Below are 12,545 nucleotides of genomic sequence, written 5' to 3' on the forward strand. Positions count from 1 at the left end.
TTTCATGATATCGGACTGGATCCCACCCCACCCCCGGGCGCGGAGCCACACCCCGGCCAATAGCCATTCCGACTTGCAGCCGAATTGCTTAGCTTTGGTAATATGGTCAACGGAAAGCAGGCGATATCCTACATCTTCCGCCGACGCTATCTCTTCCACGCGATGGTCTGGCTGATGTATGCCCTCTTCATGCTCATCGATATGCAGAGCTATGTGATCAAACGCGGCTGGCCGTTCATGCTAAGCCCATTCCTGATCTCACTGCTGCTGATGACGGTGCTGGTTTACGGCAATACCCTGCTGCTCATCCCGCGGTTCCTCGAACGGAAGCGCTATCTTCCATACGCCCTCGGCGCCCTTTTCCTCATCGCTTTCAACACGCTGCTGCGCAGCAAAAGCCAGCAGTACTTCGACGCCATCGTCTGGCCCACCGATCTCATGACGATCGACAACTACTTTAAATGGAATCTCTTCTATGCGCTGTGGTTCATCATCATTTCAACCCTGCTGTTCTACTCCCAACGCTGGGCCGAACAACGTGCCCAGGTCAGAAATATCCAGATCAACCAGCTGCAGACCGAACTCAAATACCTGCGGTCCCAGATCAATCCGCATTTTCTGTTCAACGGACTCAACACCATTTATGGCACCATCGATCTCCAGAACAGCCAGGCCCGGAACATGGTCGTCCAATTCTCCGATCTGCTGCGATATAATTTGTACGAAGCGGAAACCGACCAGGTCCATCTCCATCAGGAAGTGGCCTACCTTCAAAACTATGTCGCTTTGCAACGGGCGCGAAGCGACGCCAGCCTCTCCATCGCGCTGGACATCGCCATCAGCAACGGCAACCGCCTCATCGCCCCGCTGCTCTTCGTCGCCTTCGTGGAAAACGCTTTTAAATATACCACCCGCGACGACCACCAGGCCAATAATATCTCCATCAGTTTGAATGAGACGGGTGACCAGCTGATCTTCGTCTGCCGCAATTCGGCCGACACCGAGCCCGGCAGACCAGGCATCGGACTGACCAATGTCCGACGCCGGCTCCAACTGCTCTACCCCGCTCGCCATAGCCTGGATATCGGAACAGACGCAGGCATCTATTCGGTCACCTTAACATTACATCTGTGAAAAAGCTCAACTGCATCATCATAGACGACGAGCCGGTGGCCCGCAAGGTGCTTGGCGAGTTTGCCGCCCAGCTGCCCTATCTCGCCGTCTGCGGCCAGTTCGAGAACACCGGACGGGCGGAGACCCATCTCCACGACCATCCCGTCGACCTCATCCTGCTCGATATCGAGATGCCAAAAGTCTCCGGCCTCGACTGGCTCAAGACCCTTCCCGTAAAGCCGATGGTCATCCTCTGCACCGCCTTCCCGAAATATGCCCTGGAAGGATACGAACTGGATATCATCGACTACCTGCTCAAACCCGTCGCCTTCCACCGTTTCGAAAAAGCCGTTCAGAAAGCCCGCGACTTCGCCCAGCTCAAACCGCACCGCCATACCGACTTTCTTTTCGTACGCTGTGAAAAGCGCATAGAAAAACTGGAATTAGCCGACATCCACTTCATCGAAAGCCTGGGTAACTATGTCCGCATCCATCTGTCAGGTCGCCAGTTGCTCGCCTACCTGACGCTAAAAGGCATCGAAAGTCAGTTACCCGCCACCAGCTTCGTCAAGGTACACCAGTCCTATCTCATCAACTTCTCCAAAATAACGGCCATGGAAGGCAACCGCGTCGTCGTTCAGGATCAGCACCTCCCGGTAGGCCGCAACTTCCGCGAAGACCTCATGCGGCTGATCGACCAGCGAATGCTCAAACGCTAACGCAAAAACACGCCACCGCCGCCTACCACTTCGGATACAACTCCGGCGCCGTATTCAGCATCGGGAACTGCCGCTGATGCCAGTAAGGATACGCAGGCAACACCTCGCTCACCTTGTCAAGCCGCTTCACCTGGTCGATCGTCAAATTCCAACCGACAGCCCCGAGGTTTTGTTTCAGCTGCTCTTCATTCCTTGCTCCAATGATAAGGTTGGCAACCGTTGGCCGCTGCAGGAGCCAGTTCAGGGCAACCTGTGCAATCGTCTTCCCCGTTTCCTGGCTCAATTCATCAAGCACATCCACGATCCTGTGCAATCGCTCATCGTCCGAATCCGCTCCCATCACCGGGCTCCCGCCTTGCGCTACCCGTGCATCGGCCGGCATCGGCTTCCCCCGCCGGTATTTACCCGACAGCTTACCGCTAGACAAAGGACTCCAGACGATGGTGGCTACATCCTGATCGATTCCCAGCGGCATCAGTTCCCATTCGAGATCCCGGTGCAGCAGGGAATAATAGGCCTGGTGCGCCACATACCGCGACCACCCATACCGTTCTGCTATCGAAAGCGACTTCATCAGATGCCATCCCGAAAAATTCGAGCAGGCGATATAGCGCACCTTCCCGCTTTGCACAAGCGTTTCCAGCGCCCGCAACGTCTCCTCCATAGGTGTATTCGCATCGATGCCATGCATATGATAGATATCGATATGGTCGACGCCCAGTCGCTTCAGACTGTCCTCACAGGCCCGTATCAGAAAAAGACGGGAAGAGCCGTATTCATTTATTCCGTCTCCCATCGGAAAGGTCGCCTTCGTCGAGATCATCACCTTATCCCGGCGCCCCTTGATGGCGTGGCCCAGGATCTCTTCCGCCACGCCCCCGCTATAAACATTCGCGGTGTCAAAAAGATTGACCCCCGCCTCCAGGCAGACGTCGATCAGCCGCGTGGCCTCCTTCACATCCGTGCTGCCCCACGCCTTAAAAAATTCATTACTCCCGCCAAATGTTCCTGTTCCAAAGCTTAACACCGGCACCCGGATCCCGGAATGCCCCAGTCTTCTGTATTCCATAAAATTAAATTTTCACAAAGTTACGGATCCTTCATATCTTCCTATCCAAACCTTATCGCTGATGGACCCGCGCCTCTTTCGCACCGATGAAAATCCCAACCACAACTACAACCGGTTCGACCGCTTCGCCTCCCGCACCAGCCTCTTCGCCTGCCGCTGGCTGGAATTTATCGGCTGGTACACCAGCTCCGTCCGGCTTCGCCTGCTCGGCCACTACCGGCTCTTCCAACTCTATAAAAAACGCCGCGGCAACTCCCCCGACGCGCTTCCTTCTATCCAGGGTTACATCCTGCAATACCGCTCCTCCCACTGGATAAAACACTATAGCTATATGCTCCTCTCCCGTATCCCGAACTTCATCAGCCCGGATACCCAGATGGAACTGCATACCATCAATCATATCCTCGTCCATCAACGCTCCTCCGTTCTTTACGAATTCCTTGCAGCCGCCGACGACGACTTCGAAAATGCTTTTATTACGGCCCTTCAAAAGATCCTCGACCCCGAATTCATCAACACAGCCGCCATCACCAAAACACCGCCCCCCGCCAAAGAACTCACGGGAAAAGAAAAAGGCGTCTTCTCAAAAAAACAGGTGCTCATCTTGCTCGACCTGGCCAACGACTCCAGGATCGACCGACTGCCCTTCGATAAGGAAGCAAAACAACCAGCCATCGCCCGCTTCCTCCAGGCCCTCACCGGCAAAAGCACCGATACCTGGCTCGACATCCTGAAGGACTATCAAGACAATGATCTCTACTCCTTTCACACCGATGCCGAACGCAGTAAACTTATCGCCGCCCTATCCAATATCTCGGAGTTCACCTACCAGGCCGGCCTGGGAGCTATTACCTCGGCAGCGGAAAGAAAGATCCGCGACCTGCGAGCCCCAAAATAACCGGCGCAACTCACCGGCCGGGCGTCTTCTTCTCCTGCTGCAACGCATGGATCTTCCCCATTTGCTCATTCACCTGTATCCACTTCGCAAACAACTCCGCCCGCCGTTCCTCCTCCGTAGCCACGTCTTTTCCAAACTGCTCCGGTCCGGCATCATAATCCCGCTTCACCTTGTCCAGCGCCCGCGTCACCGTCGAATCATCCGATAACTTCGCCGCCCGCCACAACACATCGTTTTCTGCGCGCAGGTCCGACTTGCCCCAGGCATTCATCAACAACATCCACTCCAGTCCCATGACAACCAACATTCCCAGGAACACGGCGATCGGCCAACCTAAAAAATGCCGGTGATGCACTTCCTTGGTCGTCGGTCCCCGGAAGAATTCAACATACCGCTCGATGCTGCCCTGCAACCCGGCCATCACATTCAGCGACTTCCCAACCCGTTCTTCAAATACCCCCATCCGTTGATCCAATCCCGCCGCCATTTTTTCCGGACTCAGTTGTCTTATCTGTTTCTGAATTTCCGCGATCGCCGTCCCATTGTCCACCGTCTTGTCTACCAACACCTTCAACACCTCACCATCCAGGGACGTACCCGTTACCTCCCGTTGATTTAAATTTTCATTCATAAAATAGAGTTTAAATGGTTTACAATCCATGCCGCATCCCGCGGCGCAATCCCTGTTCCTGCCTTAGTTCCCGTTCCTGCTGTTGCTGCTGCTCCTGGTCCAATCCCTGCCCCGCCCGCAACGTCTCCCGCAATGTCTGCTCCTCGCGTAACGTCTCCCGCAGCGCCTGCTCCTCCCGCAACGTCTGCTGCAACGCCAGGGTCCGCTCCAATCCCCCAAGAGAAAAGGCCGGGTCGACCCTGCTGCCCTTAAAACTGCCCCCATCCCACCGGAAGCTGATCCCCTGCCGCTCACCCGTCTCGGCATCACACCGATACCGAACGCCTATACCCACCTCCAGTAACCCCTTTTCCAGATCATCCAGCCCGCCACACCGGGGTAACACCTCCCGAATCGCCTCATAGATATGATAGCGCTTCGCGTCAGGCTCATGCAACGCCTCCCGATGCGTCCGATCAAGTCGCTTGCCCGCCTCCCGCCGGAGTCCATATTCCTCCGTCAATTCCCTCGCCGCCTTGATCCCCCGCTCGATGATCAACCCCTTGCCGATCGGCTCACCATCATTATTGACCCTGTTGGCAAGGATATGAACATGCAGATGTTCTTTATCCGTATGCTTGACAAGAACATACTGCGTATCGGCCATCCCCACCTTCTCCAGATACCGCTCCCCCAACTCCGCCAACCGCTCATCCTCCACCCGCTCCCCAGGCGAAAAACTCAGCACACAGTGATACACCGGCTTCTCCTTCTCCGGCATCAGCCCATGCTGCCACTCGAAATCGGCCGCCATCAACTTCACGTCATGCACCCGGACCCCTTCCGCTGTCAAAATAACAGCCCTCGATTGGGTTTGGCAGACATACGCGCAACTCTCTCCAAAACCCTGGGCAGTAAGAAAGGTCTTAGCGATCATGACATAAAGTTTTGATGATGGAATCCATGATGTCCCGATACCTGACAAACAACAGCGCCGCATGCGTCACGCCCTCCTTTCCCGCCGCCTCCACCAACCGGTGAAGGTCCACGGATATCCCGATCAGTTGTCGAACCATCACCCGCTCCTCAGGGGTCCATTTCGCTTTTACCTGCGCATTCACCGCAGCCTGACGCATATAGTCGGAGATATTCACCCCGGCCTTCGCCGCCTTCTGCTGAATAACGAAGTACTGCATCTTAGTCATAAAGAAGCCGATCATCTTCTCCTGCTTCCTGGCCTTCGGTGGCCTGCCAATTTTCTTTGTCATAATTTTTTATTGGCATAGCACAAAAAGGACGCCGGGCCAACGGCCAGACGTCCTGAAAAATTAATCGGCTATAAATCAACGTGAAAAAATCTGCCACTCCGGCAGTCGCCACTCAAAACAGGCTAGTCATCCAGGTCCTCCGCCTCGCGGCTGTCATAAAACTCTTTTTTATTCCCTGCCGTCCGGCTATATTCATTGTACAGCCAATACGGCTCTTCCTTAAATCGCTTCCAATCCTCCACCAGCCGCTTGCGCAGCTCCAGCCATTCGGGATCGGCATTCCCAAACCGGAAGCTCACCCGCAGCAGATTGAAGCAGATCGTCGCCTGACCGGCCGCCAGCAAACTCGGCAAACTCTTCCTTTCCTGGTCCTCCATATCGAACCATAATGTCGTCCCCATCTCCGTGGCAATGTCCACCACCGCGCGCAGTTTGTCGGAAGGTGGGATAAATTCATCCAACAGCTGGCCGGGCCATGCCTCCGTATCATCACCCCACGGCTCACGCCCAAGATCTTTTTTCAGCTGCGCCGCATTCTTTGTCGACAACTGATAGACGGCGGTCATCGCGATATGATCGTTCCACAATCTTCCCGCCTCGATCTTCCCCGGTTTCTCCAACGCATTGTTGGCGTTCACGAGCGACCGGTATACATCCAGCCCCTTTTCCTTGAACAGCATCGTATAGCTAACCCGCCTGATCTTCTTCAGAAAGATCGTCGTCGCCAGCAACACGACGGAGGATCCCCGCGCTGCAAGTATCGCCACCAGGTTTCGCAGCGGCATTTTCAGAAACGCCCCCAGATGTTTCTTGAATACAAGCTCGAACATCCCCTTCGGTTCTCCCCCCGTCGCCGGCGGGAAAACGCTATGCAATACTCCCCTCAGTTTCTTTCGCAGGACCAGGAACAACCCCGCCGGCAACGCCATCGCCGCCAGGCTGAACCCCAGCAACAGCCATCCCAATCCCGGAACCACCCCAAACGCCAGCAAGGCCACCGCAAGCGTAAGCCCTATAAGACAACCCACCCCATACCAAACCCTCCACCGCTTCAGCTGCGCTCCGTAGTCCGTAAGACTTCGCTTCAGCAGCGGCACGTCTTTGATCTTTGGATATCGGAACGGCTTGCTGAGATAGTTACTGCTTACATCACAGGGAATATAAAGATCATAGTCATAGCCTTTTTTCCGGTCATCGGCCAGCGAAAAAGCATAGATGCCCTGGTTGTCATCGATGCCCCCATCCATAAAGCCGATCTCCTGGATCCCATCCTCCACATCCGCCGAACTCTCGTTATATGTATTGTCCGCGACAATCGCAGCCGATAGTTCCTGCTCCGTCAGACTGCCCGCCGCGTTCGTCCAGGTAAAATCACAAGGGAACATCACCGGCTCAAAACCCGCGGTAAAACACGACGAACAGGCGAGGATATCCGCCAGCCGGATCTTTTTGGCCGCCGCCATCCCACTCGCCCTGAAATGCAGAAAGTCGTTCCCAAGCTCACCCTTCGTTCCAAACCGGAAGTTCAGCCCGTTGTTGAATTCCGTCGCATTGACACAGCACTCCTCCACCACAAACCCGCCGTTCGCCGGCTTTTCCCAAAGCACTCCGAAGGTCTGCCCCTTGAACAACTCCCGGTCATAAACCAGGGAAAAGGCATTGATAAAATTTCGGGTCTTATCCGGCCGCTCCACCCAGGCCCGTTCGTCATTCCAGACGGCAAAAACGGCATCCACCAGTTGGCATCCCTGCATCTGCCCGACCAGGTGCTTATACACATCCTCAAAACGCTTCCCCTCCCGCAACATACTGCACAAGACAAGATTGGTAATCGATCCACCCGATGCCGAAGAAATGAATTTTACCCGGTGAAACAGCGGCAGACCCGCATAATGCGTCCGGTTCAGATAGGAAACGCAACCCAGGGTAAACGAAGCAGCCCGGTAGCCGCCGCCGGAAAAACTCAGGGCGATATGCTGAATTCCGTTGGGCAGAACAGGAAGAGATGAAGACATAGAATGGTTTATGTCCGGCAAATTCGGGAATTTGTCGCAATCACCCCCATTAAATGTCGGTCCCGGGTATTTTCCGGCTGCAGCAGTTAGGATAACTTTGATAAAAAAAACGACGACTATGAGCAAGACATTCTTCGACATCGGCCTCTCCCTCGACGGATTCATTGCCGGTGCGAACGGAAGCCCCAAAAATCCCCTCGGCGACCATGGCACCACCATCCACAACTGGATGTTCATCCAAAAAGCATTCTGGGAACACCTGAACACCACCGGCGGCGAAAAAGACGATGCCGACGGAACCCTCATCCGCAACGCCATAGCAAGGACCGGCGCCTATATCATGGGAAAAAGGATGTTCGACGAAGGCGAGGCCAGCTGGCCGGAAAATCTGTTCAAGGCTCCCGTCTATGTGCTGACCCATGAAAAACGTCAACCCTGGGTCCAAAAAGGCAGCACCACTTTTTATTTTGTAAATGACGGCATCGAAAGCGCCTATGAAAAAGCAAAAGCAAGCGCCGGAAACAAAGACATCCGCATCCAGGGCGGCGCCGAATGTATCCGCCAATATCTTAACGCCGGTTATGTCGGTGAATTCACCCTCCATATCGCCCCCGTCCTCATCGGCAGCGGCATCCGGTTCTTCGACGGCGTGGATAAAACAAAATACCTGTTCAACATCACAAACACCATCGCATCCCCAATGGTCACCCATATCAGCTATTCCGCAACCCACCCCTAACTCAGCACGAGCCCCTCCTTCAACGCATTCTCATAGGATGGTTTATCAAAGCTATAAAGATGCGGCGACCGGTGCGCCCCGATACTCCGCTTCTCGGTCGTCTTTCTCAACAACCCAAGCGCGATCAGCTTCTTCGGAAAATTGCTGATGTCCAGCTTCTTCCCAAGCAGCGTCTCGTATAAGGAATGGATCTCCGCCAACGTGAACTTCTCCGGCAATAAGCTATAGCCGATCGGGTAATGATACAACTGCACCCGCATCGTATGCAGCGCCTCCTTCACCATCTCATCATGGTCGAACTCCAGCGGCGGGATCTCATGGATATCAAACCAGGCGCAATCATCCGCCAGAATATCCGGCTGAGGAACGCTTGAAACGAAGTCGGTAATCGCATAAAACCCCACCGAAATGGTCTGATCGACCAGCCAGTTGTCCCGCGTTATCCTGATCCCCGTAACCGCAAACCATTTCTCCACATCAAACCCATCCAGCTTGACCCGGTTCGGATCGCCAAACGTCTTAAACTGCTGCAGAAACAACCCGTCGATGCCCGTCCGCTCTTTCACATTCCGGTTGGCCGCCTCCACCAGGTTCTCCGTTCGCTTGATGTATCCCCCGGGCAAACACCACCCGTTTAAAAATTTATGCTTGATCAGCAACACCTTCATCTGCCGCTCATGATATCCGAAAATGGCACAGTCTATCGAGACATGCGGGATATATTGGATATACCCATGCAGGATAAATTCCTTAAGCTCCTCTTCTCTGCTCATATCCTAAAATTAATTTTATTTGGTTGAATTTACTGTATAATACTTCGGCGACATCGTATCTTGGGGCATGAACCGCCGGCTCAAATCCATCCTCCAAAAAACAGATCTCTACCACCCGCTGCAAACCTCCTATCGCGCTGGCCGCACCTGGCTCACCAACCAACTCTACAAGCTCACATACCGCCCGCACAAAGGCCCGGGCTTGACCTGCAACTTCTGCGGCGCCGAATACAAAAAATTCGTCCCTGAAGTTCCCGGCCCCGACATCGCCCCCGCGATCCAGGGCAACAACGTCATCGCCGGCTATGGCCAGAACGTATACTGCCCCCGATGTCTAAGCAAAAACCGCGAACGCCTGATAAAAGCCGTCATCGAAAAATATCTGCCGCTGGCCCCCGCCGCCCGCATCCTCCACTTCTCCCCCGAAAAAAATCTCTATCGCTGGCTAAAGCACCACGCTTCCATCACCACAGTCGATACCGCTCCCCGTTTCTACACCCGTATCGATCCCACGATCCGGTACGCCGATGCCACCCGCCTGCCATTCAACAACCATAGCTTCGATCTTGTCATCGCCAACCATATCCTCGAACATATCCCCGAAGATCAAATGGCAATGCACGAGATCCATCGCGTCCTCGCCCCCGAAGGCATCGCCATCCTCCAGGTGCCCTATTCCCCAACCCTTCCCGCCACACTCGAAGACCCGGAGATCGACGACCCCGGACGACAGGCCGCCCTCTATGGCCAGCAAGACCATGTCCGCATCTATGCCTTCGCCGATTACCTGCGCCGCCTCGCAAAAGCCGGCTTCAACGTCCACGTCCTCAACCCCGAAGACCTCGCTGAATTCCGCATCTACGCAACCCAGCCAACCGAATCGGTGTTCCTTTGTTACCAGCATTAGCCCTCTTCCTGTCATCCGCGAACTTCGTCGGAGCTGCTTCGCCACGCTCCTACTCGTCCCTATCCTTCGCTTTGCTCGGATACCCTCCGTTCGTCTTTCGAATCCTGGTCTACCCTCTTTCTCCTGTCTGGCCCCTGAAAAATCCCGCCAATCAACCATCTTTGCACCAAATAAATGTACATGCTTCCATCCCTGGCCAAACTCTATCTCCGCCTCTCTCTCGGCATCGCCTATACCTACTTCGGCCTCGACCGCCTCGGCGCCTGGGGCCCCTATGGCAAACCCTGGGTCAGCTGGGGTGACTGGAGCCATTTTTCGCCCCACGCCCACCATCTGATGTATTTCCTTCCCTCCGGACTCGCCGAAGCGTTCGCCGTCATTGCCACGATCGTCGAAATAACCTCCGGCATCCTGCTGACCATCGGCCTCCTCACCCGCTGGGCCGCCTTCGCCAGCTTCGGGCTCGCTTTCTGTTTTGCCCTCTTCATGTCCATCGCCGACGGGTTCACCTCGCCACTCGGCTACTCCGTGTTCACCGTCAGCGCCGCCAGCCTCCTGCTCGCGACCCAACCCGGCTACCGCTGGAGCATCGACCACCTCCGGACGAAAAACCCCGCTTCCAGAGCATGAATGGAACCTCCGGGACCAAAAAATCCTACCTTCAGGCAATGAAAAATATCACCATCGCCACGGCCCAATTCGAAATGGCCAGCGGCGATAAACAACATAACCTTTCGATCATCCGCGATCTCTCCGCCAAAGCCGCCGCAGCCGGCGCCGACGCCATCGCCTTCCACGAATGCAGTATCAGCGGCTATACCTTTGCGCGTACTCTAAACAAGCCCCAGATGCTCGACCTCGCCGAGCACATCCCCGACGGCCCCAGCATCCGGGCCCTCACCACGATCGCCCGCGAGAACAACATCGTCGTCCTGGCCGGACTCTTCGAAAAAGACAGGGAGAATAATTTGTACAAGCCCTATGTAGCCGTAGGCCCGGATGGACTCATCGCCAAATTCCGCAAGCTTCATCCCTTTATCAACCCCCACCTCACCCCCGGAAATGAATATGTCGTCTTCGACCTCAAGGGCTGGAAATGCGGGGTGCTCATCTGTTATGATAACAATATCATTGAAAATGTAAGAGCCACTGCTCTGCTGGGCGCCGATATCATCTTCATGCCGCATGTCACCATGTGCACGCCTTCACCACGTCCCGGCGCCGGCTTCGTCGACCCAAAGCTCTGGGCCAGCCGCGACACCGACCCGACCTCGCTCCGCATCGAATTCGACGGACTCAAAGGCCGCGAATGGCTAATGAAATGGCTCCCCGCCCGCGCTTACGACAACGCCATCTACGCAGTATTCTCAAACGCCATCGGGATGGACGATGACCAGTTGAAGAATGGCTGCTCCATGATCCTCGATCCCTTCGGCGACATCATCGCCGAATGCCGCAACCTCGGGAATGACATCGCCATCGCGGTGCTCACCCCGGAAAAACTCCGGCTCGCCGGCGGCTATCGCTATCGCCTGGCTCGCCGCCCTCAGCTATACCGGGATATCATTGGCGAGGCCCATACCCCCGAGCAAAAAGTTGTGTGGCTAACTGCTCCCAATCCCGAACCGGCTCCTCAAGGCCCGATAAACGTGCAATAAGCGAGAAGACATCCCCGGCTGCAAAACCCTGCGTCCGCAGATACCGGATCGACGTCGCACCCGCCGACTTGGACAGTTTTTCCCCATCCGCCCCCAGCAGCAGCGGATGATGAACAAAGCGCACCCCGCGAAAGGCCGCGGCCTCCCGCATTCCCGCCCCCGACAACACATCCGCCAGGTACAATTGTGCCAGGGTAGAAGCCCGCAGGTCCTCACCCCGCACCACCAGGTCCATGGCATAATGGATATCATCCACCACCGAACTCAGCTGATACGCCGGCAACCCATCCTTCTTCCGAACGATAAAATCGTCCATCTCCGCCGGCAATTCCCCGGTTGTCTCCACCCGCCAACTCACCTCCGGCGCATCCAAAGTGATCCCCCGCTCCCTGCAGGTCCCCGGATATCGCCCTCCCGCCTGCGTCAGCTGACTCCTGCTGCAGGAACACGCAAACATCGCCCCGCTCTCCCTCAATAATCCTAACGCACGTTCATACAATTCCATCCGGTGCACCTGTGACCAGTTCCGCTCAAAATCGCCCGCATCCATGGGTCCCTCATCCCAGGGTATCCCCAGAAAACGCAACGTCTCGAAAATATCTTCCAGGTACTCCACCAAGAACCGGCTCCTGTCGAGATCATCGATCCTGAGCAGGATCGACGCCCCGCTCCTCCTCGCCAGCGCCGCGGTAAGCGAAAAAGAAAGGATATTCCCCACGTGCAGAAACCCACTGGGCGTAGGCGCGATCCTCGTTCTCCGATAATCCATTTCTGAG

14 protein-coding genes are annotated in these 12,545 nt (G+C 55.5%); 7 read left to right on the plus strand and 7 right to left on the minus strand.

Annotated features, from left to right (window positions below; genetic code table 11):
- Window positions 1-102: 102 nt before the first annotated feature.
- Window positions 103-1,134 carry a sensor histidine kinase gene (locus VGM48_RS19955; RefSeq protein ID WP_331582194.1) on the plus strand — a complete coding sequence of 344 codons (1,032 nt, stop codon included), beginning with the start codon at window positions 103-105 and terminating at the stop codon, window positions 1,132-1,134.
- Window positions 1,131-1,832: a LytTR family DNA-binding domain-containing protein gene (locus VGM48_RS19960; protein ID WP_331582195.1), complete on the plus strand. Its 702-nt coding sequence runs from the start codon at window positions 1,131-1,133 to the stop codon at window positions 1,830-1,832. The genes VGM48_RS19955 and VGM48_RS19960 overlap by 4 nt, the downstream gene beginning before the upstream one ends.
- A 22-nt stretch (window positions 1,833-1,854) precedes the next feature.
- On the opposite strand, the gene VGM48_RS19965 is transcribed toward VGM48_RS19960, so the two are convergent.
- The gene (locus tag VGM48_RS19965) at window positions 1,855-2,901 is read right to left on the minus strand and encodes an aldo/keto reductase (protein WP_331582196.1); all 1,047 of its coding nucleotides are present in this window, start codon (window positions 2,899-2,901) and stop codon (window positions 1,855-1,857) included.
- Between the two features lie 61 nt (window positions 2,902-2,962).
- On the opposite strand from VGM48_RS19965, the gene VGM48_RS19970 reads away from it, so the two are divergent.
- A complete protein-coding gene (locus tag VGM48_RS19970) occupies window positions 2,963-3,799 on the plus strand; it encodes a hypothetical protein (RefSeq protein ID WP_331582197.1) in 837 nt (278 codons plus the stop codon).
- Window positions 3,800-3,809: 10 nt separating this feature from the next.
- Here VGM48_RS19970 and VGM48_RS19975 read toward each other — a convergent pair whose 3' ends face one another.
- The 4 genes from VGM48_RS19975 to VGM48_RS19990 form a co-directional block, all read right to left on the minus strand.
- Window positions 3,810-4,430 (minus strand): hypothetical protein, encoded by a 621-nt coding sequence (locus VGM48_RS19975; protein ID WP_331582198.1) that lies wholly within the window; start codon window positions 4,428-4,430, stop codon window positions 3,810-3,812.
- Between the two features lie 19 nt (window positions 4,431-4,449).
- The gene (locus VGM48_RS19980) at window positions 4,450-5,346 is read right to left on the minus strand and encodes a relaxase/mobilization nuclease domain-containing protein (protein WP_331582199.1); all 897 of its coding nucleotides are present in this window, start codon (window positions 5,344-5,346) and stop codon (window positions 4,450-4,452) included.
- On the minus strand, window positions 5,336-5,677 hold the full coding sequence (locus tag VGM48_RS19985; protein WP_331582200.1) for a plasmid mobilization protein: 342 nt from the start codon (window positions 5,675-5,677) through the stop codon (window positions 5,336-5,338). The genes VGM48_RS19980 and VGM48_RS19985 overlap by 11 nt, the downstream gene beginning before the upstream one ends.
- A gap of 122 nt (window positions 5,678-5,799) precedes the next feature.
- Entirely contained in the window at window positions 5,800-7,692 is a 1,893-nt protein-coding gene (locus VGM48_RS19990) for a hypothetical protein (protein ID WP_331582201.1), read from the minus strand.
- A gap of 118 nt (window positions 7,693-7,810) precedes the next feature.
- On the opposite strand from VGM48_RS19990, the gene VGM48_RS19995 reads away from it, so the two are divergent.
- On the plus strand, window positions 7,811-8,431 hold the full coding sequence (locus VGM48_RS19995) for a dihydrofolate reductase family protein (protein WP_331582202.1): 621 nt from the start codon (window positions 7,811-7,813) through the stop codon (window positions 8,429-8,431).
- On the opposite strand, the gene VGM48_RS20000 is transcribed toward VGM48_RS19995, so the two are convergent.
- The gene (locus tag VGM48_RS20000; RefSeq protein ID WP_331582203.1) at window positions 8,428-9,204 is read right to left on the minus strand and encodes an NUDIX hydrolase; all 777 of its coding nucleotides are present in this window, start codon (window positions 9,202-9,204) and stop codon (window positions 8,428-8,430) included. The two genes, VGM48_RS19995 and VGM48_RS20000, sit on opposite strands and share 4 nt — an antisense overlap.
- A 67-nt stretch (window positions 9,205-9,271) precedes the next feature.
- Here VGM48_RS20000 and VGM48_RS20005 point away from each other — a divergent pair, with 67 nt between their 5' ends.
- The 3 genes from VGM48_RS20005 (at window position 9,272) to VGM48_RS20015 (ending at window position 11,769) form a co-directional block, all read left to right on the plus strand.
- The gene (locus VGM48_RS20005) at window positions 9,272-10,111 is read left to right on the plus strand and encodes a methyltransferase domain-containing protein (RefSeq protein ID WP_331582204.1); all 840 of its coding nucleotides are present in this window, start codon (window positions 9,272-9,274) and stop codon (window positions 10,109-10,111) included.
- Between the two features lie 180 nt (window positions 10,112-10,291).
- Entirely contained in the window at window positions 10,292-10,741 is a 450-nt protein-coding gene (locus tag VGM48_RS20010; RefSeq protein ID WP_331582205.1) for a DoxX family protein, read from the plus strand.
- A gap of 38 nt (window positions 10,742-10,779) precedes the next feature.
- Entirely contained in the window at window positions 10,780-11,769 is a 990-nt protein-coding gene (locus VGM48_RS20015; RefSeq protein WP_331582206.1) for a nitrilase-related carbon-nitrogen hydrolase, read from the plus strand.
- On the opposite strand, the gene VGM48_RS20020 is transcribed toward VGM48_RS20015, so the two are convergent.
- Window positions 11,675-12,538 carry a glutamate--tRNA ligase family protein gene (locus tag VGM48_RS20020; protein ID WP_331582207.1) on the minus strand — a complete coding sequence of 288 codons (864 nt, stop codon included), beginning with the start codon at window positions 12,536-12,538 and terminating at the stop codon, window positions 11,675-11,677. The genes VGM48_RS20015 and VGM48_RS20020 overlap by 95 nt on opposite strands.
- Window positions 12,539-12,545: the final 7 nt, after the last annotated feature.

This window comes from Puia sp. (genome assembly GCF_036500295.1).
Taxonomy (GTDB): domain Bacteria; phylum Bacteroidota; class Bacteroidia; order Chitinophagales; family Chitinophagaceae; genus Puia.

Bases quoted from the DNA above. Each gene is read 5' to 3' on its own strand.
- VGM48_RS19955 (WP_331582194.1), top strand. From the start codon at position 103: ATGGTCAACGGAAAGCAGGCGATATCCTACATCTTCCGCCGACGCTAT.
- VGM48_RS19965 (WP_331582196.1), bottom strand. From the start codon at position 2,901: ATGGAATACAGAAGACTGGGGCATTCCGGGATCCGGGTGCCGGTGTTA.
- VGM48_RS19970 (WP_331582197.1), top strand. From the start codon at position 2,963: ATGGACCCGCGCCTCTTTCGCACCGATGAAAATCCCAACCACAACTAC.
- VGM48_RS19975 (WP_331582198.1), bottom strand. From the start codon at position 4,430: ATGAATGAAAATTTAAATCAACGGGAGGTAACGGGTACGTCCCTGGAT.
- VGM48_RS19980 (WP_331582199.1), bottom strand. From the start codon at position 5,346: ATGATCGCTAAGACCTTTCTTACTGCCCAGGGTTTTGGAGAGAGTTGC.
- VGM48_RS19985 (WP_331582200.1), bottom strand. From the start codon at position 5,677: ATGACAAAGAAAATTGGCAGGCCACCGAAGGCCAGGAAGCAGGAGAAG.
- VGM48_RS19990 (WP_331582201.1), bottom strand. From the start codon at position 7,692: ATGTCTTCATCTCTTCCTGTTCTGCCCAACGGAATTCAGCATATCGCC.
- VGM48_RS19995 (WP_331582202.1), top strand. From the start codon at position 7,811: ATGAGCAAGACATTCTTCGACATCGGCCTCTCCCTCGACGGATTCATT.
- VGM48_RS20000 (WP_331582203.1), bottom strand. From the start codon at position 9,204: ATGAGCAGAGAAGAGGAGCTTAAGGAATTTATCCTGCATGGGTATATC.
- VGM48_RS20005 (WP_331582204.1), top strand. From the start codon at position 9,272: ATGAACCGCCGGCTCAAATCCATCCTCCAAAAAACAGATCTCTACCAC.
- VGM48_RS20010 (WP_331582205.1), top strand. From the start codon at position 10,292: ATGCTTCCATCCCTGGCCAAACTCTATCTCCGCCTCTCTCTCGGCATC.
- VGM48_RS20015 (WP_331582206.1), top strand. From the start codon at position 10,780: ATGAAAAATATCACCATCGCCACGGCCCAATTCGAAATGGCCAGCGGC.
- VGM48_RS20020 (WP_331582207.1), bottom strand. From the start codon at position 12,538: ATGGATTATCGGAGAACGAGGATCGCGCCTACGCCCAGTGGGTTTCTG.